The following is a 23,649-nucleotide window of genomic DNA, read 5'->3' as shown; positions in this document are numbered from 1 at the left end:
TGGGAGGGGAGGGTGGTAGGCGGTTTCATGTTCCGCCGTATCGCTTGCCCAGCATCATTCCCATCTAAGCCGTTATAGCAACGTATCCAAGTGTGTACACGCTCGCTCGATCACTCGGTCGGCCTGTTCCCCAATATTCGGAAATAGCGGCAATCGAACAAGCCGTGCACTCAAGTCGTCAGTGTGAGGGAGGCTTGCATGAACTCGCCCATACTGTTTTCCTGCCGGAGCACTATGAAGTGGGACGTAGTGGAATGGGGTCATAATATCATCTGAGCGCATTCGCGCGATGAATTCGTCACGGACCGTGCTGTCAGGTAGGATCAGGTAAAACAGATGAGCGTTGTGCTGACACTCCAACGGTATAATGGGCAGTCGGACGCCAAGGTTTTGATAGCGTGTAAATGCCTCATGATACCGATTCCAGACACTCAAGCGGTAAGAGTTGATGTCGTCCGCTTTCTCAAGCTGCCCAAGCAGAAAAGCAGCTATGAGTTCACCTGGGAGGAATGAGGATCCTATATCGACCCAAGTATACTTATCAACTTGCCCTCTGAAGAACCGCTTCCGGTTTGTACCTTTTTCGCGGATGATTTCGGCTCGCTCGACAAGAGTAGGATTATTGATCGCTAACGCGCCACCTTCTCCTGAAATGATATTCTTAGTCTCGTGAAAACTAAACGCGGCGAGGTCCCCAAAGCTTCCGGCGGGCCGACCTTCGTAGCGCGATCCAAGGGCTTGGGCAGCGTCCTCTACCACGGTAAGGCCGTGTCGATCAGCAATCTCAGAGATAGTACGCATATCAGCGCCGACGCCGGCGTAGTGCACTGGCCAGATAGACTTGGTTTTTGGAGTAATTGCAGATTCAATGAGTTTTTCGTTTATATTCAGCGTGTCCGGACGGATATCGACGAAAACAGGAATGCCTCCGCGTAGAACGACCGCATTAGCTGTTGAAACGAACGTGAACGAGGGCATTATGACCTCATCTCCCTGTTCGATTCCGATCAAGATTGCGGCCATCTCCAAAGCTGCAGTACAGGAGTGAGTGAGTAGTACCGCCTCTGCGTTGATCCGGTCGCGCAACAATTCCTGGCATCGGCTCGTGAAAGGGCCGTCACCAGCCAGTTGGCCATGTTCAATGGCTTGACGGATGTAAGTTAGCTCGTGCCCGGCGAGAACTGGCCGGTTGTACGGGATTCTGCTCATCATCATGCACTGGCGTGCCAGTGTCCTTTCATGGATTAAAGGTCATAGCCCTTAGAGGTTTCGGAAAGATGCATACAATGGAACTTGAGTGAAAAAGGAACTGCAGCATGGCCTAAGCATTGCGGCCATGTGGACGGCTGAATGCCCAAACCCTTAGCAAGGTGAAGATGAAAACTGCCGTGGCAGCAATAGCTAACAGCAGCGCAAGCCATACGGGCGTACCGATACGATCAAGGGTGAAAACCGCAGCCAACATAAACACGTAGCCTAGAGCATAAACAACTAGGTACTTCGTAAATGCGCGCCCACCAACCTCGGTTGACTTGAAACTCCAGCGCCAGTTAGCCCAGAATGTGAGGCACACCCCCAGAGGGTAAGCGATCATCACTGACTGTGCAGGAGATAGGCCGAGTGTGACTAGTCCTAGGTTTAGGCCGTAGAGAAATCCATTGGACAGAACTCCTACGATCGCATACCTCGCAAAGGCCGCGTGAACAGGCCTTGGTGCCGTTGGTGGAACTGCGCTGCCCGAAGTCATAGTATGGCCTTCTGCAGCCGGTTGAGCTTCTCTTGGGGAGGTGCGTTCGCAGCAGCCAAGTGGGGATTTGGGTCTGGGTCTGGAGCAAAGTTCCTGTATTTCGCCACTTCATCGATAATGTATGTTGGCCGATCTTTTACTTCAGCGAGGACGCGACCAATGTACAGAGCGCTTAGACCCAGCACCGAAATGGTCACGCCTCCAAGGAACCAGACTGAGAGCATTGTTGTAGCCCAGCCTGCAACTGTAAAGCGCCCCGACAAGCCGCCGTACAATACGAAGATCGAGACTGCAACTGCCAGAAATGAGATGATCATTCCTAGCGCAACTATCAGGCGCAGTGGTCGGTCTGAGAAGCTGATAATCACTTCTGTGGCGAGGCGCAGCAGTTTACGGTAGCTGTACGAACTGCTGCCTGCAAAACGTTCACTATGGTCAACCTCAACCTCAGTTGAAGCAAAGCCGACCCACTGAACGATGGCAGGAAAGAATTTCATTTGCTCATGCCATGACGTAATCGTCCTAATCACGGAGTGGTGATACACCCCAAAATTTGCAATTTCCGGGTTTTGTTTCGTCGAGGTAAGATAGCTCAAGACCCCATAGAAGGCCCAAGACAGCAGTTTGCGATCAAATCGATCCTGGCGCTGGACCCGACGAGCCCGAACAATCTTATAACCCTCGAGCGCCTTTGCCAGGAGCTTCGGAGTCTCTTCCGGAATGTCCTGCAAATCACAGTCCAATACCACAACCCACTCGCCTTTAGCGTGCGCTAGGCCAGCTTGGATTGCTGAATGTTGACCAAAATTGCGTGAGAGTCGCAGGCCCGTTATTTCGGAGTGCGCGCTGGCAAGCTTCTCCACGATCTGCCAGGATCCTTTGGGGCAGCGGTCATCCACGAGAATAATTTCGTACTGCCAGTTGTTTTTTGTGCAGACCGCATGAATGCGTTGCTGAAGTTCAGGCAGGCTCTGGGGCGACCCATACACTGGGCTTACAAACGACAAGTAAATCGGACGCGCCCGTGCTTCACTGCATTCTGCTGAGTTCGTCATTACTGAGCCCATTGTTTGCCTCCTTCCCACGGGTGAGATAAACCCTTGCCGGGCGCCTCAGGAGGTTCTGCGCGAAGCGAGTCTCTTAGTCTATTGTCCCCAATCCCTTCAAGAGTGCTCTCGAAGGGTTTTAACGGAACTGTGTCGTCGGCTGGATCAGCCTTCCAAACTGTGCCGATAAACGCCAGTTTGAGTTGCTGAAGGATAGATTGTATCGAGATGGCGAACCTTGTCATCCCGAGGGCCATCCAGGCGCCAAACAGAATGGGTGCAGAATACCCGTCACGGTTTCGCACGGCACTAAGAGCCCGACCCGAAAAGGGTTGAGTGGCCGAGGCGGCTAAAATTCCAGAGGGTGCTGAAGCCTGACCTAGAGCCGGTATTTGGACTCCGACCACCTAGCTGTGGTATAGTCGCGACGCCTTGCGACACGAAACTGATTTGATTGATGTCGAATGGGCGCTGATCAAGCCGCTACTGCCTGAGCATGCACCCGAGGTCACTCGCAGTGCTAGCCAGTTCGTGAGATCCTCAACAGTATCTTTTATGTCCTTTCCGGCGACCCCGCTGACGTCCAAGACTATGATGGCGCTCCTTCCCGTTCATTCTCAGCGCCTTGCTGACAGCAGCTATGCCGGAGAGGCTCCCGCGTAGGCGACCTCGATCACGATCGAAATGTCAGAAAGTCGCCTAATCAGGTGGGATTTGCGGTGCATTCGCGCCGCTGGGCGGTCGAACGCACCTTTGCGTCGACCGGTTGCAATTGTGGCTCTGGAAGGATCCGGAGGCGACACTCACGTCAGCCCGCGCATTCCATTATGCTGCTTCCGTTATACTCCTCGTCCGCCGCTTGGGGCGGTATTTATGCTTATGGCATAGACTCTTAAAGGGGCCGTAGTCCTGGAGCATCGGACCTATAAGTGGACGCACCATCAGTGGCCTCGAGATGGCCCTAGGATTGCTGAGATGCAGAACTCGTCGGATTCGTCATCTCATCCGATGCTCTAGGCTTATCGCTAGCGCGTCATAAAGCCGAGGCGTCAACGCCACCTCTGAAGGGCAGTAGAGAAGCTTTACAACGCCCAAAAGCTCCGCGAGCGGCATATGACGCTTGACCAAAGGAATGGCGGGTGCGACTAGGCGACCATGTTTCGCACTAGATTTCTTCCCGCTGCAATTCTCGCAGCTTTAATCACCGCGCTGAGCTTGCAACACTCGCTCACTCTTGGGCGGTTGTCCTTCCTACCAACTTACGATGACACCGTATATATGAGATCCAGCCTTGAGTTGCTGGATAAGCTCTATGGCGGCAACCTCGTGGACTATCTAAGCTCGATTTGGCTTGGTGGACACCATTCGGGCCTGTTCAGTGCTATCGGTTCGCTAGGATATATGCTGATTGGACGTTATGACGTTTCGGCATATATTTCACTAGTTCTACCACTGCTCCTAGTGTTGTATCTTACTATTCGTCAGATGGGGGGAGTTGAGGGGTGGGCGTCGTGGCTATTTCTAGTGGCATTGACCACTATGCCTCTCTTTCAACTTTCCATTGCTGAGTTTAGGCCCGACTTTTTTTGGGGTCTCTTCCTAACGTATGCAGGCTTTCAACTTGTCTTCAGCTGGCTGAGAATAAAAAACGGTTTGCCACAGCCAAGCATTCTACTTCCTTCCGCGGTGTTCGCCCTAGGTTCTGTACTGAAGCCAATGGCTCTAATTGCATCAGTGTCGTTGCTAGTCGGTTTCGCCCTTGTTCCAATGATTCTTGCCGTTCTCTTGAGAATAGTTGATCCTACGCCGCGATTGATCCAGTCCGCGCGCTATTCTGGTAAATTTGTTGGATTTGCAGTTCTTTTTCAGCTTATATTCCTAATTCCATACTGGCAAATGATTCGAGACTATACAGTCTTCAATCTTTTCCAGGTCGCTCATCTCTGGGGGGACGATCTGCCGCTGTATGATCAAATCCTATATTATCCACGAGTCTCGCTAAAAGTATTTGCGATAAGCGGGCTTTCGCTCGCGGTCGGGATCTGGGTGGTAGTAGCTCTGTACGCGGCAAAGAAGCGCTCAATTGAAGCATTCGCTACGCTAACCGCTGCAGCGGGCCTTATCATGGTGGCTTACATTCCTAGTACAGTCGTCAGGAATAAAAGCATATTTCTTGGTGCTCCATTCTTGGGAGCGATTTTCTGGTCTGTGGTTTTTCTTTATCCTATTGCGCGCAGATTCGGCACTGTATTCGTTCCTGGAATACTTGCTGCAATTCTGCTTATGGTTGTTTACCGTCCCTTTGATGTGTCGGCAATTATGTCGAGGAAATCGGCTGATTTGATCTCATTGGACCATGACAAGCGTGCTGTTCTAGATGCTACAATCAAGCTCGCGCAGACGTCTTTGCACAGCACTTTTCTTCCGCGCGCAGGCGGTACAAAGCTTTTTGTTAATACGGCAGGCACATTTGATCACGGCCTCTGGGCCTACGAGACCCATAGGCAGAGGATTCCATCTAGTTTTGCGGGTGATCCAGTTTCGTCGGATCTGCAACTCGCATTGGAGCAGGCCTTCTCTTCTCACATTGTTGTTTTGCCACATCTTGATGCTCCTGGACTTTTAACGAACTTTCCTTCAACGGGAACAGTAGAGCCAATAGCTGATGCAGTTCAGAAGAACGGTATGTTTGAGCCGGTTTCCGGTGTTCCGGAGAGCATGCGGGTTTATGTTCGCAAGGACCTGCTGGTTCGCTCTCAGGCAGGCAAAGGATGGCGAGCTAGCGAAGGCCCATATCCAGCGCAGGGACTTCCGGTAGTGCGATGGATGACCGACCCCAAAGCCGAGATAAAGATAAGTTCTAGTCGTGACATGGTAGGCACATTGTACCTTGATTGTCGTGCAGCTGGCGCAGATCAGAAGGTGACTGTTTCCATTGATGATGGCAGCGAAATTACGGCGAATTATAAATCCATTTTTTCCGAGGTGGGAATTCCTGCTCATCTCACAGCCAATCGGGTGCACACTTTATCGATTAAAACTGAAGCTGAGCCGGGATTGATAATATTGTGCCGGTCAATTCGACTGGGAAATGTTAGTCAGCGCTGAATTCAGCTCCGCCTTCGTTAGGAGTGTTACAATCTACTCGACCGAAAACTGCTTCTTCGTCATGACCAACCTTCTTCAAGCCAAAAAGAAAATTCGCCGACCAAGATAGCGGAATGGCAAGAGTACTTCGCATTTGTCCACTTCACTTCTTGGATTGTCGTGAAGAACAGGCTAACCAAAGTTCCTACCAGGCCTAGCACCCCTGTGGTACGACGCGCCTAATATTAGTCTCCGGGGGCGGTATGCTTTTTAACTCATTAGAATTTTTGTTAGGCTTTCTGCCTGCAAGTCTGCTCGTCACCGCCCTATCGATTCGGTTCTTCGGCCATGGTGGAGGGCTCGCGGCTCTGACTCTAGATGTTTGATCCCAGGGTTTGATGGTGCGATATTATCCCTGGAATGGAGGGACGCGCTCTGGGCCAAGTTCTCCATGGGAGCGCCACAACGACTGAGGCAATCCGTCGAGCGATACAAAATAGTCAAGCGAGCTTGAGGGCCCTGGCCGAGCGCCATGGCGTCAACCCGAAGACGGTCGCCAAATGGAAGAAGCGGGATACCACCGCAGATCGCCCGACGGGGCCGAGAGCACCGCATTCCACGGTGCTCTCGGTCCAGGAAGAGGCGATCGTCGTCGCCTTCCGCCGGCATACCCTCCTGCCGCTGGACGATTGCCTCTATGCCCTGCAAGCTACGATCCCGCACCTGACGCGCTCATCCTTACATCGTTGTCTGCAGTGGCATGGCATCAGCCGCCTGCCTGAGGTGACCGGCGACAAGTCCGCCAAGAAGAAGTTTAAGAGCTAACCGATCGACTACTTTCGCTGACGCGGCCCTTCGGGTCACATCGACATCGCCGAAGTGCGCACTGAGCAGGGCAGACTCTATCTGCTGGTTGCGATTGACCGCACAAGCAAGTTTGCCTTCGTGGAACTGCACGAGAAGGTAACGACCGGGATCGCCGGCGACTTCCTGCGCGCTGATCGCCGCCGTGCCTTACAAGGTGCACACGGTCCTGACGGACCATGGCATCCACTTCACCACGCCCAGCAACACTGCTTCTGCGGTCCCGCTGATCAGGAAAGCGATGAAGCGAGGCGAGTTGTTCCAGGCCCATGCCTTTGAGTATGCCTGTGCTCAGAACGATGTGGACCATCGTCTGACCAAGCCGAGGCATCCCTGGACCAATGGTCAGGTTGAGCGGATGAACCGCACCATCAAGGATGCGACGGTCAAACGCTACTACTACGACAGTCATGACCAGCTCCGGCAGCACCTCAATGACTTCGTCTCGGCCTACAACTTCGGCCGGCGTCTGAAGACGCTGAAAGGCCTCACACCCTACGAGTTCATTTGCAAAACCTGGCTCAAGGAGCCCAAACGCTTCAACTTTGACCCGGTCCATCAAATGCCGGGACTGAACATCTAGATGCTCCAAGTGGGTCTTTGCAGTCAGCGACCTTAATTCTTCATCGAGTCCAATTAAACTCAAGGTGCTGCTTCGCACGACAGCAGCCCGCATCATCAATGCACTCTGACAGGTTAAGGGTATCTACCGAATAACTTCTCGCCGACGAATGCGCCAACAGCTCTAGAGCCGACGGTCATGCCTCTTTGATTGGTTCAACTAACGCGATCGAGGCTTCTCACTTCCGCGCGTTATCGCATCGGCCGCGCGGGAACTCCGACATACGTTCCAGGTTCGTAAATGCTTTTCCGGACAACCGCGCCTGCTCCAATAATCGAATTCGCCGCAATCGAAACATCAGGGCATACGCTGGCGCCTGTGCCAATGAACGTGTGATCTCCTACTTTGACCCGACCTGCAATTGTTGCGCCAGGACCGACATGTACACCGTCGCCGAGAACAGATTCGTGGTCGACCGAAGCCTTCGTATTGAGGATTACTGCATTTCCTACACGGGCTCTGGTTCCCACGAAGGCAAATGCCAAAATTTGACAGGCTTCTCCGATCTGTGCTCCACCGCTGATCCAGGCTGTCTGGTGAACAAGCGTTGCAGGTTGCAGGCCTGAAGCGCGCAACAATTTGTGGCGTTCAAGACGTGCTTTTCCATGATGCGCGCCAATGGAGATCGCGTAGTGGAAATTGGTTCCTGCGCTTTTGAGCCATTCATTGATTGCTGTGCTTCCAACAACAACTTCCGTCGCTGGCATGAAGCCGGCCGGTACTTCGAAGTCATTGAAAATTGCTTCTACCTTGAAACCCGACGAGGTGATGATCTCGCCTAGAACATACGCTTGGCTCCCCGCCCCATACAGAACTAGCGCCGCTCCGGACATGGAATTGACCTCTGAAGAGAACATCACACCTGCGTAGTTCAAGCGCCATTAAGAAACAACCCGCGGAGGAGTTCGAGATGTCAATAATGACCTGTATCCGTGGTTCAGCGTTTGCGGTGAGGACAGTCTATTAGTCTGTTGGGTGCCAGACAGCCGGCCCTATGACGACTTCTCAATTTTACCTGCAGTACTGCTTCGGAGATGCGCAAGAGCCCGAGAGTATTTCTATAGCAAACGATCGCAATCAGAACGCGAGCTATGCTACTTGGCTGTGCTCAAGCATCGGCTGTGGCGGCTCCCCCGCCTCGTACTGCCTGAGAACTTGATCAGTCTCGCCCTGCATCACGATACGGCCGCCTTCCATCCAGAAGAGGCGGGTGCACCATTGAGCCAGGATCTGAGGTGAATGGGAGGCGAGGACCAGAATCTGAGACCGGGATACGAAGCCGTCGACCCTCTCGCGGGCCTTGTCCAAAAAGCGCCGATCACCTGCCATGATCCATTCGTCCATCAAAAGAATTTCAGGATGCGTCGCTGTCGCGATGGCAAAGGACAGGCGCATGCTCATGCCGGCCGAGTACGTCCGAACTGGCACGTGCAGAAAGTCACCCAGGTCGCTGAACTCCGCTATGGAGGGTGCAAGTTCCTTGATTTCCGCAGGATGAAGGCCGAGGTACAGACCGCGCAACAGGATGTTCTCGTAGCCGGTCGCGTCGGGGTCCGTGCCGAGTCCAACATTCAGGAGAGCATTGACCCGTCCATCGACCATGATGTCCCCCGAGGTCGGCTCGTAGATGCCCGCAAGCACGCGTAGCAGGGTACTCTTACCGGCGCCATTGGTGCCAATGAGACCAATCCGCTCGCCGTGCTCGATATGGCAGGAGATGTCCGACAGCGCCTTGACGACCGTGTGCGATCCCTCGGTCGAGATCGTCCTTGAGCGAGACACCGTTGCCTTGCCGGCCTGCAGCAGGCTGCGCTTGAGGGAGCGGCTGCCATCGCGATAAAGCGGAAAGTGCAGATTGATGTTTGATAAGGTGATTGAGGACATCGCGATCAGACCCAGAAGGGGATGCGGGCACGAAACTGGACGAACATGAAGAACGTCACGATAAACCCGACCAGGGTGACACCGAAGGCCATGCCCCAGATCTGGGCCGGTATGACGTGCCCAAGAAGAGGGCCGCGGGCGATCTCAATGAAGGCATAGGCAGGGTTGAAATACATGACCCACGCATTGTCACCCAGTGCTTCTGGCACCCAGATGATTGGTGTCAGGAAGAAGAGGAGCTGGGTCAAGTTCGCAACGATCGGACCGATGTCCCTGAAACGGGTGCAGAGCATTCCGAACAGCATCGTCACCCAGAAGCCGTTCAGCAGGATAAGGGCCAGGCCGATCAAGCTCACCAAGCTGTAGAACGACTGCGGAACGGCGAAAATGATGAGAACCGCCACCCCAATGACAGCGTTGTGCAGGAAGATAACGAAATTGCGCGTCACGCTCCGGAGTACATGAACGGTCAATGGCATTCGCACTTGGAGCAGAATGCCTTCCGCTTTGACGAATGCTAACGTGCCGTCGGTGATCAGTGACGAGATCAAGCCCCAGAACAGAAATCCCAGCGCGAGGAACGGCAGGTAGGTAGTGACTTCCAGCTTGAGAATAGCCGCATAGAGAAGACCCAAGGCGCCGACCATAACCCCCATGCTGATGGTGAGCCAGAACGGCCCGAGGATTGAGCCGCGGTAGCCCTGCCGGATATCCTGCCAGCCCATGGTGTTCCAGAGCCACCAACTCCTGATCCCCGTGGCCAGGTCATCGACGGCAAGTTCGATCGATGTCTTACGGCGGGCAGGCACGGGGGTCTTATCAAATGCTCTCAGAGCTGTATCAGCGCTCATGGGTTTGGACTGCTATTTCCCGGGTGCAGAGGGAGCCAGATGCGCTCTCTCGCGTTTGAGTGTCAACCATAAAATGGTCGCAGCGATGGCCGGAGCTCCGGTGTCTGTGCGTTGGCCCCTCTTAACGACAACGGATCACGGTGGCAAGTCAAGGCGCGGGCGGTTCATGGGCCTTGGGCGTCTTCCCGAGCCGGATCGCTGTTACGGTGCGGCCGCCACTAATTTCAACCATGACCGGTTTGCTTGACGCTCCGCCAATAACATCGCTGCGCCTTGCGCAAGGGCCGCCAATGAGCTTGGCCGCTCAAGCACCGCGCGCAGCGCCTGGCGGAACCCATCGGCATCGGCTTTATCTGCCACGATGCCGGCTTGTCCGAAGCCGATCTGCTCCGGAAGGGCACCCTTCGGCATGACGAGGGCCGGCATGCCCCAAGACATAGCCTGTGCGATGACACCCGACTGGCTGGCTTCGATATAGGGGCAAAGCAACAGATCATGCGTGGAGAATAGCTCAGCAGTTTCTACTTGGCTTACCCAGCCGAGCCGGAGATCAACCTGCGGCCAATCGGCAAAGGTCTCCCTGATGTCTCGCTCTAACGGCCCTGAGCCAGCAATAGTAAGATGCCACTTCGGAGTTCCCCTGAATGGTTCTAGGGCTCCAGCAAGAAGACTCAGACCCTTGTACGGCAGCAAGCGGCCGTAGAAGAGAAGACGGACGGGCTCGTCCACGGACCACTGGCGGCCCAAGCTTGGGTGCTGCGTCGGATAAATTGTCTCGAGCGGAATGACAGTGATTTTGCTTTCCGCGTTAGGAAAATTTTCAGAAATCCTCCTGCCGACGCTGCTCGAGAGCGCCACGACCTTATCGGCACTCTTGATCAGGCGGTCCTGAGTTAGGCGCTGCCAAGTCACGGCGTAGTCACCCGGGTGAGGCTCGGCATCATGAGCAATGTAGAAGACCTTGATGCCTCGGCGCTGCAACAGACGAGTGAAGGGCCATGTAAAAGGCGCGTTCATGGTCACAATGACGGCAACCGGCCTCAACGCCGCGAGGGTGTCCGCATGGGCCCGCAATCGTGCCGGGAGGAGCCATGAATCCCGCCATAAGGTCGACAGATGGGGACGGTCGAAGGTGACGATCGGGAGGCCGGTTGCCTGGAATACTTCCATATCGTTGTTCTGGCGTGCCAGAGACAGTGTGACATCGACCGGCTCTGCCGCTTGGCTCAGGTGTCGCGCTAGGAGTAGTGTCGTGTCCGAGCCTCCTCCGCGCCGTCCCCAATAGTGGAGGATCGCTCTAGGATGGCTCCAGTGAAAACCGGTTGTGGCACACTTCGTCTCAGCAGTCATCGAACCTCAAATCGAGTGCGGTGACATCGCAAGGGCAGCAGGCCTAAGTTCTGGGCCAGTGACGCAAGGTCGCCCCACTACATAACGTCCCCGGACTTCCATTCCTCGCTGTTCGTCAGTCCCATGGAATCGTAGAACACACCAGAGGGAATATATAATTGATCGGCCACGCCAGGGTAGAACGGTAGCGGAGGTACGGGGTGGTGGGGGGCGCCTCGTTCCCGTGTGCTAGGCGGCGCCCGTCCGCGTATCGTGTTCGTCACACGATCATAGCCGGAAACCAAAGGCAGGACGAGATTTGCTTCTACTCGGGAGCATCTGCCGAGTTGACGCCGGCCTAGCAGGTGTTTACGAGGCCCTGCGCGCAAGAAGAAGGACCAGCGATGACTGAGGGCGGCAGCCAAATTTTACCTGTGATCATGTGCGGAGGCTCCGGAACGCGGCTCTGGCCAGCGTCCCGCGACAGCATGCCAAAGCAGTTCATCGATCTCCTCGGCGAGAACTCCACCTTCCAAACGGCCGTTCAGCGCGTCACGGCACCGCAGATCTTCCTGCGTCCAGCCGTGATTTCGAGCAACGACGTCCGGTTCATCGTTGCCGAGCAGCTGGCGCAGATCGAGGCGCAAGCCGACATCATCCTCGAGCCGATCCAGCGGGACTCGGCCGCGGCGATCGCCGTTGCGGCCTGCCACGCCGCACGTCACTCCCCAGAGACGATCGTCCTGGTCATTGCGGCCGATCACGTCATCGACGATCCGGCGGCCTTCGCGGCAGCCTGCCAAATGGCGGTCGAACCAGCCCGTCAGGGCCACATCATGACCCTCGGGGTTGTGCCGCAATACCCGGCCACAAGCTACGGCTACATCAAGCCCGGTCGGGCCATCAAGGCCACTGATGCCTATCGGGTCGAGCGCTTCGTCGAGAAGCCTAATGCAGAGACTGCTCAGAGCTATATCGATCAGGGCTTCCTCTGGAATAGTGGCAATTTCCTGTTCCGCGCCGACATCATGATCGAGGAACTGGAGAAATTTCAGCCGACCATTCTGGAAGCCGCTCGGGATGCCCTTGAACGTGCTACCACCGATCTCGATTTTGTCCGTCTGCATGAGGACGCTTTCAAGCTCGCGCCCAAGATCTCGATTGACTTCGCGGTGATGGAACGCACCGAGCGGGCAGGGGTCCTGCCGGTTTCGTTCCACTGGTCCGACATTGGCTCTTGGGGCGCTTTGTGGGATGCCTCCGAGCGTGATGAGGCCGGCAATTCCCTGCGCGGCAACGTGGAGGTGATCGAGGCCCGCAACAGCCTCGTTCACAGCGATGACATTCTGACGACTGTCGTAGGTGTTGACGACGTGGTCGTGGTGGCCAAGCCGGACGCGGTGCTCGTGACCTCGCGCAACCGTTCTGAGTTGGTGAAGGACCTCGTGGTGTCGATGCGAGCCAAGCAGCGCCCCGAGGCCTCCGAGCACCTGAGGATGTACCGCCCTTGGGGCTGGTACCAGCGGATCGATCAAGGCTCCCGCTTCCAGGTCAAGCGCATCATGGTCAAGCCTGGGGGGCGCTTGTCCCTGCAGAAGCACTACCACCGGGCGGAGCATTGGGTCGTGGTCCGCGGAACCGCCGAGGTAACGGTGAACCAGGACGTTGTGGTGCTCCACGAGAACGAGTCGGTGTACATTCCGATCGGTTCGATCCACCGCCTCACCAACCCGGGCCGCATTCCGCTCGAGCTCATTGAGGTTCAGGTGGGCAGTTATACTGGCGAGGACGACATCGTCAGGGTCGAGGATATTTACGGACGGTAAGAGGAACACTTCCTACCCCGACCGAACCTCAGAGGATTTCAGGCCGCTTCCATCTATATGGAAGCGGCTTTCTCATGCGGAGGGTTGGTCCATAAGGCCATCGATCATGTCGGGCAAAGTTCCCGCTGTGGATTACGACATAAGGGCAAAAAGCCTTCCATTCGCCGAGCCACGTCCTTTTAGGGCTGGAGCCGATTGAGAGCAGCGCCGCCACCATGAGCTCAGTCCAGCGGGCACAGAGCGCCCCTTAGCGCCAATCTCATAATGCGAGAGGATCGCCTCAAGGGTATGACGCAGACCTGCACTGGGGTTTTGCCCCTTGGACGGCGCTGCTCCCTCTCTTCACCCATCCCAGCGATCCCATGCTCAGGACCTATTCCCGCTGCACCACCGCTATCTCCGAACTCACTGGCCAACACGTCAGCACCTGATCTGAAGCATGGCGGCATTAAGGGACGCTTCACCCCTTCATGCCACACCGACGGCAGTCCATATCAGCAGCAGACAAGAAGCAAGATTGTACCGGGGTGCGTGGTGATAAACCGTCTGACATTAGTTGCGGCCGTAGCAGGGTGGGCTCTTTATGGTTTCTCCGTCATAGGCCCTCAATCTCCTGACGCTGACGCTCAGGCTGAGATTGCACGCTTATCCGAGGCGGCCAAGACGGCCACTGCAGAAGGTCATGCTCTTGCTGCTGAACTGGAGCGGTTCAAAGCGGGGCACCAAGATCTACAGCACCTCCAAAGGCAGATCGCCGCCGCTACTCAGGAACTGAAGCACCTGGAGTATCTTCGGGGTAGAGTCAGTGGGGAGATCGATGCCCTGCGGCCGAAGCCCTCCGAAGATCCGGTTGAAGCGGTGGCTCCGGAGGAAGCAGCCCCTCCACAGGTGAGCCCCGCCCCTCCTGCAGAAGCCAGCATCCCCCTTTCGAAGGAAGACATCAGCAAGGCACAGCAGGCTCTTACGGCGCTAGGTTTTGGAGCTTTGAAAGCGGATGGCGTATTCGGCCCAGGCACCCGCCGATCAATCGAGGCTTTCCAGCAAAAGCAAGGGCTATCGGTAACCGGGCAGCTCGACGCTGCCACCATTCGTGTGCTTCGCACCATCCAAACGGCGGCTCAACCCTGATTACGCGAACGGCTCCCCAAACGCACCGCCTCAAGAGTTAAGAAACACTCTCTTCACCCCGCCCACTATCCCCTACCATGACTTACTCCCGCGACATCTCCGCCCATCTCCGAGGTCACCGGCCAAGCCGCCAGCACTTGGTCTGAGGAGTGGCGGCAATAAAAGAGCCCGGGCTTCCCCGAGCTTTTTAACTGTCGCAGGTGTAATGGATCTTAGTAGCTGCCGAACTTGAAGTTCAGGCCCGCACGAGCAATGAAGAAGTCGTCGTCACTGTCGTTAGCACCAGGCACCACGATGTCAGTGCGGGCGCCGTCGATGTTGTTGACAACTGTGCCCACGTAGCCGTCGTTATCATCTCCGTCGAGGTTGACATACAGACCTTCAATCTTCAGGCTCAGGCTGTTGGTGAAGGCATACTCGATGCCACCACCGATCGTCCAGCCCCAGTTGATGTCATCGTCGTTGCCGACTCCAAAGCGGTTGTCGCCATCGCTCCCGCCAAAGGCCAAGCCGCCGGTGGCGTAGATGAGCGCACGGTTAATAGCCACACCAGCACGAAGCCGCACCGTGCCAAACCAATCAACACTGTTCCGGCTGGCCGGATGGAAGGCCGCAATGTTCGTGCTGAGCGGGAAAACGGTCCCCAGCGGAGCTGCGTCCGTGCCGGGCAGGCGCTCGGTGACAGTGTAGCTCACTGTGCCGTCATCGCCGCCGCCGCCCAAGTCAGCAGCTTGAATGTCGGCTTCAACACCCCAGACCAACGAACCAACCTGGAAGTTGTAGCCAACCTGAGCGCCGCCCAAGAAGCCCTCGCGGTCGTCATCGCCGCCCGTCCGCAGGATACCACCGGTGCCGTTTATGGCCCCCACAGCAACGCCAAGGCCGGCGAGAGTACCGACCGGGAGGAAGGTCTCGTCGTTATTATCACCCCAGCCGTAGCCAGCGTTCACACCAACGTAGAAGCCAGTCCAGGTGAAGAGCGGAGCAGCCGCCACGATCGGAACCGGAGGGGCCGCGCGGAGCGTAAGGTCAGCAGCGGAAGCAGCAGAAAGAGCAGCAGTCATGCTTGCCGCTACCGCATGCAGACCAAGAAGACGCACCTTCATGAGCATTTCAACCCTTATGTGAGGAGGCATTGGCCTAGTGTATGGATAAAGAATAAATTCTGGCTATGGCCAAGCCGCAACACTGCCCAGATTTAAGCGCTTGGCTGCCGGATTTTTTGCTCTGCGTTCCCGCGTAATAATGCATCAACAACTCGTCATATTTGGCTGAAGGGTGGTTGCGTGCCGTTCTGATCCTGTTTAGGAGGAGCTTCCAAAGGCGAGGAGAAACTGAACGTTGCCCTGGGCAGGGTTGTCATGAAATATATATCAAGCCAAAGATGGACTTCTCCTGAGAAGCGGTAAAACAGGCTACACCAAACGCCTTACCCGAAGACTGAAAGCTGCCGACGAGATCAGGCCACCACGGAGCGGCTGCAGGAGGCTGTGGAGCTAGAGTGGCTAAAACGAGCGGAAGAACCAAGCCATTCCTTCGGCGCTGCCGTCAGGAAGGAAAACAGCCATGTCTTACATCAGAGCATACTTCCGGCGGCACGACATCTCCGACCTGCCGACGATCATTACTTCAGGCGTGATCGTCGGCGCAGCGACCTGATTGGTAATGAGTGCGACCGTCTAGGCATGAATTCGACTTCTCTTCAACCCCTGGGCGTATTTTCGGTCCGCTCATGCGGATTGATCCATGTCGAAGGCCAACGATACCACCATCCAACTCATGAACTACACTCTCCCGAAACCCCGAAATTCGTCCTGGAGTGCATCAGGTGCAAACGGACGAGCCAATTCGGCAGGGCACAATTACTTGAGAGGCATGGAGAGACTTGCCCCGTTCACCAAGCTGTCGATCGACGAACCCGCGCCCATCTCAGCAGCATTGTCGCACCGGTAGCACGTTCGATGTTCTATCCTAGGAATCACATCTGAATGATTGTATAGGGTCACGGCAAGCTGATCGCAGAGGGTAATCATGACCGTTGAAGGCTCGGAAATTCCAGAAGTTGACTGGTCCGAGGACGAACTGCAAGCTATCAGTGCCGCTTTTGCCAAGAGCTCCCCTTATCTCTTTAGATTAGCTCGGGCGTTCGCATATGGTATGGCGGCTTTTCTATTTTTATGGTTGCAGCCACATTTCACGTTCAGCTATTTTGCCTTGGCTGCAGGGATCTTCTTTCTTGCTACCGTTCGCCGAACTACTTGGATCGCAGAGATAATCTTGAGCGGGATCATTGTCTCGGCCTTTGTTCCCGCTGAGTTGCTGCAAATGATCACCAACCTCTTCTAGGTAACTAGACTGCAAGAGGTGCGCTAATCCAAAATGACGACGTCAAACGGTGGCCCGATGTCTCGGTAGTCATGGTGTACTCGTATGCAATAGGACGCATTCCTTCCCCTTGAGGTAACTACCCAATCGAACGGCACACCAGCTGCCAATACCCGCTCGATCATCTGCGCGGCGCTCTGCTGGTCGGAGACAAAGCGGATGCTGCCGGGGACATGAGCTGCGGTCCAGCGCTCGGGCTTGTTCGTCCAGCCCTGCGGCAGATAGAACTGGTGATCGGTAAGGGTACAGCCTTTATCCGACACATAGGCGGCTTACGCGCGATTTGAAAATCGGCAACTTTGCCCGCCGATCCGGTGCAGCGCTGACCGACACCACACGACCTCTGGCCTTGTTTGAGAAGATCTTTCTCGTCGATCACCAGCACGGCCTCCGGCAAGGCAAGCATGTCCAGCGCATACTTACGCATCATGTCTTTCAGTGTATCCGCATCCCAGTGGCTGCCGTCGAGCACCGCCTTCTTGCGCCAGGGGGTGGGTCGCCCGCGGCATCAGCCCGCATCTAGCTGGTCTTGCGCCACTCAGGTCCCAGCAATCGTCGAGAAAGGCAGCGGCCGAGGCGGCCACACTGGGATGAGCCAACAGAGATCTAAGGTGAGATTTGACCTGGCACAACTCCACACTCCAGAGCTCAAGTATCTACCCGACGGCCACACCTATCATGGCAGCCCCCTAGGTCAGATCAGGAGATGAGAGTGCCAGCGCAGGGGTGCAACAGTAGTGCTGAAAGCATATAAGCTTTTCGATAATCGCTCTCAGTAAAGGTCTAATAAGTTGGGGGCTAATCCATAGGCAGGTGCATTGAACAATGAGTGATGGCATGTGATAAGCATCGATTTTCCGACGGTGCCTTCTGTCCGTCGGGTCGGCATTCGATAAATAACCAAAGGGCATCATGAAGCGATTTCTTGTGACTGGAGGGGCAGGGTTCATTGGCTCGGCCGTTGTACGGACCCTCATCCGTAATACGTCCCATCAGGTGCTCGTCGTTGACAAGCTCACCTATGCCGGGAACCTGGATTCTTTGAAGCTGGTGATCAATGACCCACGCTATCAGTTCGAGCGGGCCGATGTTGCCGAACCCGAGCGGATGCACTCAATTGTCCAGGCGTACGCTCCCGACGTCATCATGCACCTGGCGGCGGAGAGCCACGTGGATCGGTCCATCGACGGACCGGGCGAGTTCCTGCAGACGAATGTGGTTGGCACTTACACCCTGCTTCAGGCTGCTCTGGCCTATTGGCGCGGCCTCTCACCGGAGCGCCAAGCCGCTTTCCGCTTTCATCATATCTCGACCGATGAGGTGTTCGGCTCCTTAGGCGACGAAGGCTTCTTCCACGAGGAGTACCCATACCAACCAAGCTCGCCCTATTCGGCATCCAAAGCGGCATCTGACCATTTCGTGCGCGCGTGGCACCACACCTATGGTCTTCCGACCCTCGTCACGAACTGCTCTAACAATTATGGCCCATATCATTTTCCCGAGAAGTTGATCCCTCTGATCATCCTCAACGCCCTGGAAGGCAAGCCGCTGCCCGTCTACGGCAAGGGCGACAACATTCGCGACTGGCTCTATGTCGATGATCATGCGAGAGCGCTCATCCTAGCAGCCGAGCAGGGCCGTCCTGGCGAGACCTATGCAATTGGTGGACATAACGAGCGCCGCAACATTGACGTGGTCCATGCCATCTGCTCGCTCGTCGACGAATTGGCCCCGAATGCCGCCATCGGCCCCCGCGAGCGACTCATCACCTATGTCACTGACCGGCCTGGCCACGACCTGCGTTATGCCATCAATGCCTCCAAGATTGAGCGTGATCTCGGCTGGCGTCCGGTGGAGACATTCGAGACAGGCTTGCGCAAGACCGTGGAATGGTACTTGGCTAACCGTCATTGGTGGGAAAGGGTCCGCTCAGGCGTTTACCGGGGTGAGCGCCTTGGACAGGGGGTCGGGATCGTTGCGTAAACCGATTTCGGTGCAACTCGGTTTGATTTTCGATTTGCTGGTTAAGGAAGGTCTCTGGTGTGGTCGAAGTTGAGTCAACTGCTCTTCCAGACGTGAAGATTATTCGCACGATGAAGTTTGCGGACTTGCGCGGGCACTTTGTGGAAACTTACAGCAAGCAAGCTTTCGCTGCGGTAGGTATTGAGGACGAGTTTGTCCAAGACAATCTCTCTCACTCCATTAAGGGGGGGACGGTAAGGGGATTGCATTTTCAGATCGCCCCTTTCGCACAGGCCAAACTCGTCCGCGTCGGGCGCGGTCGCATCCTTGACGTTGCTCTCGACCTACGCCGATCGTCCTCCACTTATGGCCAGCATATCACGATCGAACTATCTAGTAATGACGGCTTTCAGATCCTGATCCCTGCAGGGTTCGCTCACGGCTTCTGCACGCTCGAGCCAAACACCGAGGTGCACTACAAGGTCACAGCACCTTATTCGGCAGAGCATGACCGGGGGCTCGCCTGGAATGACCCGGCACTCGGCATCAGCTGGCCCGTGGATATGCAAGCAGCCGTTCTGTCTGACAAGGACACAAGCAATCCATTCTTTGCGGACCTTCCACCCTATTTCTCTTAAGGAGAAAGTTGCGTGCGCCTCACGGTCATCGACAGTGAAGGGCAGGTAGCTCGCGCCTTGGCTGCTTACAGCTTTGTAGAGCCTGCAATGTGACGCTGCCTAAGCGGTGGACATCCCTTCAACTTCGCGTCAAACACCTCCTCAATGAGGTTCACGCTTAGGAGATCAATTGATGAAAGGCATTATTCTGGCTGGCGGATCCGGCACCCGCCTGCATCCGATGACTTATGTCACGTCGAAGCAGCTTCTGCCGATCTATGACAAGCCGATGATCTACTATCCACTGACCACGTTGATGCTGGCAGGCGTGCAGGATATCCTTATCATTTCCACCCCAGATGATTTGCCGAAATTCAGGCAGTTGCTGGGGAGCGGCGAGCGCTGGGGTATCAAATTATCCTATGCGGCGCAGCCGAAGCCGGAGGGGCTCGCGCAGGCATACATCATCGGTGCCGAGTTTGTAGCGGGAGGTCCGTCAGTCCTGATCCTTGGCGATAATGTCTACTATGGGCACGGGCTTGCAGAGCTCATGCAGTCCGCTCGGCGCCAGAGCACAGGCGCGTCCGTCTTCGCCTACCACGTGACCGATCCGGAGCGTTATGGTGTTGTCGAGTTCGACCGGGAAGGTCGGGCGATCTCTATCGAGGAGAAACCTGCGAACCCGAAATCCAGTTGGGCTGTCACCGGCCTCTATTTCTATGACGCCCAGGTCGTCGACATTGCGGCGAAGCTGAAGCCATCAGCGAGAGGCGAACTCGAGATCACGGATGTCAATCGTGCTTATCTCGAGCGGGGGCAGCTTCACGTGCAGCGTATGGGGCGCGGCTTCGCCTGGCTCGACACGGGAACACCAGACTCTCTGGTCGAGGCCGCCGAGTTCGTCCGGGCGCTCGAAAAGCGCCAAGGCTTTCGCATTGCCTGCCCCGAGGAAGTTGCCTTCAACCTTGGCTGGATCAACCGAGATCAGCTGCTGCAGCTGGCAAAGGAACTATCAAAGAGCAGCTACGGCCAGTACCTTGTGCGCATTGCCGATCAGACCTGAACAGACTCATCGGCCTGTCGTTCGGGGCCGCCCGCCCGGCCGTTGCAGCGAAAAGCCGAACTGTGTTTAGTCGACTGACGAGACGCAGGTCGAAGGCGGTTTCATCGCCCCACCTATAACAAGGCCAAGGCTCTGAGGCTGCTCTCCGTTCGAACGGATCACTCGGCCCGCGTGTGCTGCTCAGCCTCCGCTCCCTAACGCCGGCAGGCGAAGCACAGCGCCTGATTGCTCAATCGGGTGGGCTCCCAAGCCTAAGGGGATCTTGTAAGCTGAGAGAGGGCCGTCGCCTTATATAATGTTGTTGCTACTCTATCCACAGCGGTTTCCGGGTTGACCCAGATCAGCAACCTCTTGTTTCCCACCCAGCCGTACGCTTGGGGAGCTTTGACCAGGTCCGCTGACACGCGCTGCTTTCAGGAAACGCTCTTTGCTGGTGTGTCGCCTCCGACCAGCGCTTCAGCACCCGGTCGAGGCAAGAGGATAGGTACGGCGCACCATCATTGGATCTGAGCATGGTCAAGAAGTTTCTGACACCGCATACATCAACACCCCCATGCGGGACTGACGACTGGGATATTGAAACGTGGGAGCCGAAGTCTTGGAGCTACGCCTCTTCGGCACAACCCGCAACAAAGCCGCTCCCAATTGAGCGGGCCCAGGCGGCGTCGGCGGCCCCCATACAACCGACGCCTGCCGAGCCCGCAACAGACGCTCCATCGGTTGAGGCTATGAAGGCCCCTTCTGCCCCCATTGAGATTCAGCGTTCTCCAAAGAATCTTGGGGCCCTGTTTGCCAAGCGTCCCCTAATCCTTGGCGAAAGCGAGATCGACTATGATGAGCTACTGTCCGGGACCACTGCGGCTGTCAAACCGGCAGACAACATCGAAGCCCTGTGGATCAAGGATATAGTAGACCTCGTATGGGAGGCACAGCGTCTCAGGCGCCTCAAAGCGAGCCTGCTGATGGAGGCCGGCCGACAGGCGCTGATGAACTTAGTGGCGAAGAACAAGGATGCTGGACAGGTCAATGGCGTTCGCGTCTTCAGCGTGCCGGAGTTAATTAGGGCGTATGTAGCGGGAGAGGCTGCTGCGGTGACGGAGGTCGAGATGATCCTGCGTCGCCGTGGCTTAGACATCGACTCGCTGATGGCACAGGCGCTGGCGGCAAAGTTGGATGACATCGAACGAATCGATCGACTGATTGCCGGAGCTGATGCCCGCCGCAACCGCGTCCTGAACGAACTGGAACGCCGGCGCGACTCCTTCGCTCGTCGGCTTCGTATAGCGGCGCAGGATGTCACCGAGGTTCGGTAACCCTAAACAACAAGCGTCAATGGTGTTGACCAATGCTTTCATCGCGAAAATTAGCCACCAACCGAGCCAATGCTAAGCACAGCACCGGACCCAAATCCCAGGAGGGCAAGGCACGCTCGCGTGTGAACGCCCTTAAGCACGGACTGGCCATAGCCACTTCCGCAATCCCATATCTCGCTCCAGACGTCATGCATCTCGCCCGGCTCCTTGCTGGGGAGAATGAACGGGATCCGCTCGTGTGGGAGGCAGCCCGAGAAGTGGCCAGTGCTGCGCTTGACGTGATGCGTGCGCGCAGAGCGCGAACTGAGCTCCTTGGGCAAATGTCGCAAGGAGCCGATTTCTTATCTGTCCCAACCTTGGAGGCAATGCCAACTCAGTTCCTGTCGTATAAGTCGTCATCGCTCGCCATTCGTTTCAAAGCGATTCGAGATGGTACCATCGATGAATTAAAGCGAACTGAACTGGCTCAAATCAGACGCGTGTTCAAAGCCCATGAGGAGGTCCAGCGGATCACACAACACAACGCGCAGGTGCGGCAATCGCTTGCTGAGTGGGATCAGCTTGAAAGCCTCGAACGGTATGAACGCCGTGCTCTGTCTCGGCGAAACAGGGCCGTTCGACTGTTAGATGACGCGCAAGCCCTGGCCCGATCGAGGGCCAGTGCGTAAGCTAGGCGCAGTTGCTCTCCGTCAAAGGCGTACGATTCTTGAAGCTGCTGGCGTCGCTCGTATATACTTAGGTGTATATACGGGGGCTACAATGATTATCGTCAAGGTATCCCGGAGCGGAAACCGTCAGGCCATTTGACTAACTGAGCCGTTCCACCTCACCAGCGATGAGGTCGAGATCTTCCGCCGCGGCGACGAAATCGTCCTGCGGGAGAAACCCAGAAGTCTGGCCTGCGCGTTCGAGCTGCCGTGTGAGCTGCCGGATGTTGAGCGCGAGGATAGCCCGACGCAGGAGCGAGACGGCCTTTGATGGCGCAACCCCGTTATCTTCTCGACACCAACTCTGTATCCGTCGCGAGCGACCGCAAGCCGTCATGGAGCGGTTCCAGGTGCTGCCAACCGGATCGACAGCCATATGCTCAAGACTCACTCCAAGCTGGAGGTATCAGGGAATCCGGGAAAGAACCTCCGGCTGTTTAATGATACGCTTAAAGTGAGCGGCAGTCTCGACATTGCCTCACATTTGTCCGCCGCGCCGACGGGCGAGAATAGGCGCGGGCGCCGTCAGGGCAGGGAGGAAGGAGAAAGATGCCATAGCTCAGGGCTGAACGCGGTTTGTGACTCGGAAAGGCTGCTTGCGTGACGAGAGCGGAACGTGAAATTTGGTCCACCTCGTGCCAGAATTGGATTCCTAATGGATCTCGTCTGTTCCTCGAAGACCGACGATGTGCTCCAGTGCATCCTGAATGCGTGAGAGGTTCTGCTGAAGACGACAGAGTCGCTCAATCAGCTCAGCATCAGATAGTTGAGGAGCGCCAGGCAGGGCTGTCGGCTCGGTCTCAGCAGCAGTGACACGGTAGATTCGTTCGAGAGTGGTTGGGCCGACCCCAGGGTTTGTTAGCCAACGGGCGTCTGAGACCTTGGTGACCTCTTTAATGCTAGGATGGCGTCCTTCAAACTCCTGCAAAATCGCCTTGCGGGCGCGTAAAGGAACGCGTTCAAGCGGGAACGGCTCATCTGATCGCATCTGCGCTCGTAGTCTGAAATGGATGGCAGGTGTGCCCCGCTCCATTCGGAGGGGGCACGCTCTTCTTACTGGTGCTTAGATGACGAAGAAGTCCTTGTAGGTGAGGGAGAGGTTCTTCGACAGTTGGGCAAACTCCACCGCTGCACCCCGGCCGGAGCCGTCCGCATCATAGGAGAGCACGCCCGTCTTCTTGTTGTAGACCAGGTAGTCGTCCCGCTCACGGGCTTTGC

At 56.1% G+C, this 23,649-nt stretch carries 19 protein-coding genes and 3 pseudogenes; 10 read left to right on the top strand and 12 right to left on the bottom strand.

The genetic code is table 11. The features are described from left to right. Positions 1 to 72 precede the first annotated feature (72 nt). From rffA to AC0QTX_RS12360, 3 genes are all read right to left on the bottom strand, one after another. Positions 73 to 1,215, bottom strand: a complete 1,143-nt coding sequence (gene rffA / locus AC0QTX_RS12370) for a dTDP-4-amino-4,6-dideoxygalactose transaminase (protein WP_474604132.1) — start codon at positions 1,213 to 1,215, stop codon at positions 73 to 75. A gap of 106 nt (positions 1,216 to 1,321) precedes the next feature. Next, on the bottom strand, positions 1,322 to 1,747 hold the full coding sequence (locus tag AC0QTX_RS12365; protein ID WP_474604131.1) for a GtrA family protein: 426 nt from the start codon (positions 1,745 to 1,747) through the stop codon (positions 1,322 to 1,324). Further along, positions 1,744 to 2,814 (bottom strand): glycosyltransferase family 2 protein, encoded by a 1,071-nt coding sequence (locus AC0QTX_RS12360; RefSeq protein ID WP_474604130.1) that lies wholly within the window; start codon positions 2,812 to 2,814, stop codon positions 1,744 to 1,746. Before AC0QTX_RS12360 ends, AC0QTX_RS12365 begins: the two co-directional genes overlap by 4 nt. 390 nt (positions 2,815 to 3,204) lie before the next feature. On the opposite strand from AC0QTX_RS12360, the pseudogene AC0QTX_RS12355 reads away from it, so the two are divergent. The 3 genes and pseudogenes from AC0QTX_RS12355 to AC0QTX_RS12345 all read left to right on the top strand — a co-directional run bounded on the left by AC0QTX_RS12355 (position 3,205) and on the right by AC0QTX_RS12345 (position 7,327). Next, a pseudogene (locus AC0QTX_RS12355) lies at positions 3,205 to 3,700 on the top strand (hypothetical protein). A gap of 389 nt (positions 3,701 to 4,089) precedes the next feature. Next, positions 4,090 to 5,901: a hypothetical protein gene (locus tag AC0QTX_RS12350; RefSeq protein WP_474604129.1), complete on the top strand. Its 1,812-nt coding sequence runs from the start codon at positions 4,090 to 4,092 to the stop codon at positions 5,899 to 5,901. Between the two features lie 414 nt (positions 5,902 to 6,315). Continuing rightward, positions 6,316 to 7,327: pseudogene (locus AC0QTX_RS12345) on the top strand (IS481 family transposase). A gap of 230 nt (positions 7,328 to 7,557) precedes the next feature. On the opposite strand, the gene AC0QTX_RS12340 reads toward AC0QTX_RS12345, so the two are convergent. The 4 genes from AC0QTX_RS12340 to AC0QTX_RS12325 form a co-directional block, all read right to left on the bottom strand. Next, complete coding sequence (locus AC0QTX_RS12340) at positions 7,558 to 8,241, bottom strand: NeuD/PglB/VioB family sugar acetyltransferase (RefSeq protein ID WP_474604128.1); 684 nt, start codon at positions 8,239 to 8,241, stop codon at positions 7,558 to 7,560. Positions 8,242 to 8,455: 214 nt separating this feature from the next. Further along, a complete protein-coding gene (locus tag AC0QTX_RS12335; protein WP_474604127.1) occupies positions 8,456 to 9,250 on the bottom strand; it encodes an ABC transporter ATP-binding protein in 795 nt (264 codons plus the stop codon). A gap of 5 nt (positions 9,251 to 9,255) precedes the next feature. Then, positions 9,256 to 9,975, bottom strand: a complete 720-nt coding sequence (locus AC0QTX_RS12330; RefSeq protein ID WP_474604126.1) for an ABC transporter permease — start codon at positions 9,973 to 9,975, stop codon at positions 9,256 to 9,258. 327 nt (positions 9,976 to 10,302) lie between these two features. Further along, complete coding sequence (locus tag AC0QTX_RS12325) at positions 10,303 to 11,451, bottom strand: glycosyltransferase family 4 protein (RefSeq protein WP_474604125.1); 1,149 nt, start codon at positions 11,449 to 11,451, stop codon at positions 10,303 to 10,305. 383 nt (positions 11,452 to 11,834) lie between these two features. Between AC0QTX_RS12325 and AC0QTX_RS12320 the strand changes: the two genes are divergently transcribed. Both AC0QTX_RS12320 and AC0QTX_RS12315 read left to right on the top strand, forming a co-directional pair. Further along, positions 11,835 to 13,256, top strand: a complete 1,422-nt coding sequence (locus tag AC0QTX_RS12320; protein ID WP_474604124.1) for a mannose-1-phosphate guanylyltransferase/mannose-6-phosphate isomerase — start codon at positions 11,835 to 11,837, stop codon at positions 13,254 to 13,256. 534 nt (positions 13,257 to 13,790) lie between these two features. Continuing rightward, complete coding sequence (locus AC0QTX_RS12315; protein WP_474604123.1) at positions 13,791 to 14,384, top strand: peptidoglycan-binding domain-containing protein; 594 nt, start codon at positions 13,791 to 13,793, stop codon at positions 14,382 to 14,384. 212 nt (positions 14,385 to 14,596) lie between these two features. Here the strand turns inward: AC0QTX_RS12315 and AC0QTX_RS12310 are convergent, their stop codons facing one another. Beyond that, the gene (locus AC0QTX_RS12310) at positions 14,597 to 15,490 is read right to left on the bottom strand and encodes an outer membrane protein (RefSeq protein WP_474604122.1); all 894 of its coding nucleotides are present in this window, start codon (positions 15,488 to 15,490) and stop codon (positions 14,597 to 14,599) included. Positions 15,491 to 16,415: 925 nt separating this feature from the next. On the opposite strand from AC0QTX_RS12310, the gene AC0QTX_RS12305 reads away from it, so the two are divergent. Further along, positions 16,416 to 16,730, top strand: coding sequence for a hypothetical protein (locus AC0QTX_RS12305; RefSeq protein WP_474604121.1), 315 nt, complete (start codon positions 16,416 to 16,418; stop codon positions 16,728 to 16,730). Between the two features lie 23 nt (positions 16,731 to 16,753). On the opposite strand, the gene AC0QTX_RS12300 is transcribed toward AC0QTX_RS12305, so the two are convergent. After that, positions 16,754 to 17,032: a transposase gene (locus AC0QTX_RS12300; RefSeq protein WP_474604120.1), complete on the bottom strand. Its 279-nt coding sequence runs from the start codon at positions 17,030 to 17,032 to the stop codon at positions 16,754 to 16,756. A gap of 26 nt (positions 17,033 to 17,058) precedes the next feature. Beyond that, positions 17,059 to 17,241 (bottom strand): annotated as a pseudogene (locus AC0QTX_RS12295) (transposase); the annotation flags it as partial. A gap of 437 nt (positions 17,242 to 17,678) precedes the next feature. Between AC0QTX_RS12295 and rfbB the strand changes: the two are divergent. The 4 genes from rfbB to AC0QTX_RS12275 all read left to right on the top strand — a co-directional run bounded on the left by rfbB (position 17,679) and on the right by AC0QTX_RS12275 (position 21,724). Then, positions 17,679 to 18,752 carry a dTDP-glucose 4,6-dehydratase gene (gene rfbB, locus AC0QTX_RS12290; protein ID WP_474604232.1) on the top strand — a complete coding sequence of 358 codons (1,074 nt, stop codon included), beginning with the start codon at positions 17,679 to 17,681 and terminating at the stop codon, positions 18,750 to 18,752. A gap of 59 nt (positions 18,753 to 18,811) precedes the next feature. Continuing rightward, a complete protein-coding gene (rfbC, locus tag AC0QTX_RS12285; protein WP_474604119.1) occupies positions 18,812 to 19,369 on the top strand; it encodes a dTDP-4-dehydrorhamnose 3,5-epimerase in 558 nt (185 codons plus the stop codon). Positions 19,370 to 19,541: 172 nt separating this feature from the next. Next, entirely contained in the window at positions 19,542 to 20,411 is an 870-nt protein-coding gene (rfbA, locus tag AC0QTX_RS12280) for a glucose-1-phosphate thymidylyltransferase RfbA (RefSeq protein WP_474604118.1), read from the top strand. Between the two features lie 512 nt (positions 20,412 to 20,923). Then, the gene (locus AC0QTX_RS12275) at positions 20,924 to 21,724 is read left to right on the top strand and encodes a hypothetical protein (protein ID WP_474604117.1); all 801 of its coding nucleotides are present in this window, start codon (positions 20,924 to 20,926) and stop codon (positions 21,722 to 21,724) included. Positions 21,725 to 22,531: 807 nt separating this feature from the next. Here AC0QTX_RS12275 and AC0QTX_RS12270 read toward each other — a convergent pair. Continuing rightward, positions 22,532 to 22,807 (bottom strand): hypothetical protein, encoded by a 276-nt coding sequence (locus AC0QTX_RS12270; RefSeq protein WP_474604116.1) that lies wholly within the window; start codon positions 22,805 to 22,807, stop codon positions 22,532 to 22,534. A gap of 276 nt (positions 22,808 to 23,083) precedes the next feature. Further along, positions 23,084 to 23,419, bottom strand: a complete 336-nt coding sequence (locus AC0QTX_RS12265) for a hypothetical protein (RefSeq protein WP_474604115.1) — start codon at positions 23,417 to 23,419, stop codon at positions 23,084 to 23,086. Positions 23,420 to 23,649: the final 230 nt, after the last annotated feature.

It is taken from the genome of Microvirga sp. jy35 (genome assembly GCF_056148915.1).
This window is presented reverse-complemented; position numbering and strand designations above follow the sequence as displayed.

Coding starts and splice junctions, on each gene's coding strand:
- AC0QTX_RS12305 (WP_474604121.1), top strand. CDS start 16,416: ATGACCGTTGAAGGCTCGGAAATTCCAGAAGTTGACTGGTCCGAGGAC.
- AC0QTX_RS12325 (WP_474604125.1), bottom strand. CDS start 11,451: ATGACTGCTGAGACGAAGTGTGCCACAACCGGTTTTCACTGGAGCCAT.
- AC0QTX_RS12365 (WP_474604131.1), bottom strand. CDS start 1,747: ATGACTTCGGGCAGCGCAGTTCCACCAACGGCACCAAGGCCTGTTCAC.
- AC0QTX_RS12360 (WP_474604130.1), bottom strand. CDS start 2,814: ATGGGCTCAGTAATGACGAACTCAGCAGAATGCAGTGAAGCACGGGCG.
- AC0QTX_RS12320 (WP_474604124.1), top strand. CDS start 11,835: ATGACTGAGGGCGGCAGCCAAATTTTACCTGTGATCATGTGCGGAGGC.
- AC0QTX_RS12330 (WP_474604126.1), bottom strand. CDS start 9,975: ATGGGCTGGCAGGATATCCGGCAGGGCTACCGCGGCTCAATCCTCGGG.
- AC0QTX_RS12275 (WP_474604117.1), top strand. CDS start 20,924: ATGGTCAAGAAGTTTCTGACACCGCATACATCAACACCCCCATGCGGG.
- AC0QTX_RS12310 (WP_474604122.1), bottom strand. CDS start 15,490: ATGAAGGTGCGTCTTCTTGGTCTGCATGCGGTAGCGGCAAGCATGACT.
- AC0QTX_RS12335 (WP_474604127.1), bottom strand. CDS start 9,250: ATGTCCTCAATCACCTTATCAAACATCAATCTGCACTTTCCGCTTTAT.
- rfbA (WP_474604118.1), top strand. CDS start 19,542: ATGAAAGGCATTATTCTGGCTGGCGGATCCGGCACCCGCCTGCATCCG.
- rffA (WP_474604132.1), bottom strand. CDS start 1,215: ATGATGATGAGCAGAATCCCGTACAACCGGCCAGTTCTCGCCGGGCAC.
- AC0QTX_RS12265 (WP_474604115.1), bottom strand. CDS start 23,419: ATGCGATCAGATGAGCCGTTCCCGCTTGAACGCGTTCCTTTACGCGCC.
- AC0QTX_RS12270 (WP_474604116.1), bottom strand. CDS start 22,807: ATGGCTGTCGATCCGGTTGGCAGCACCTGGAACCGCTCCATGACGGCT.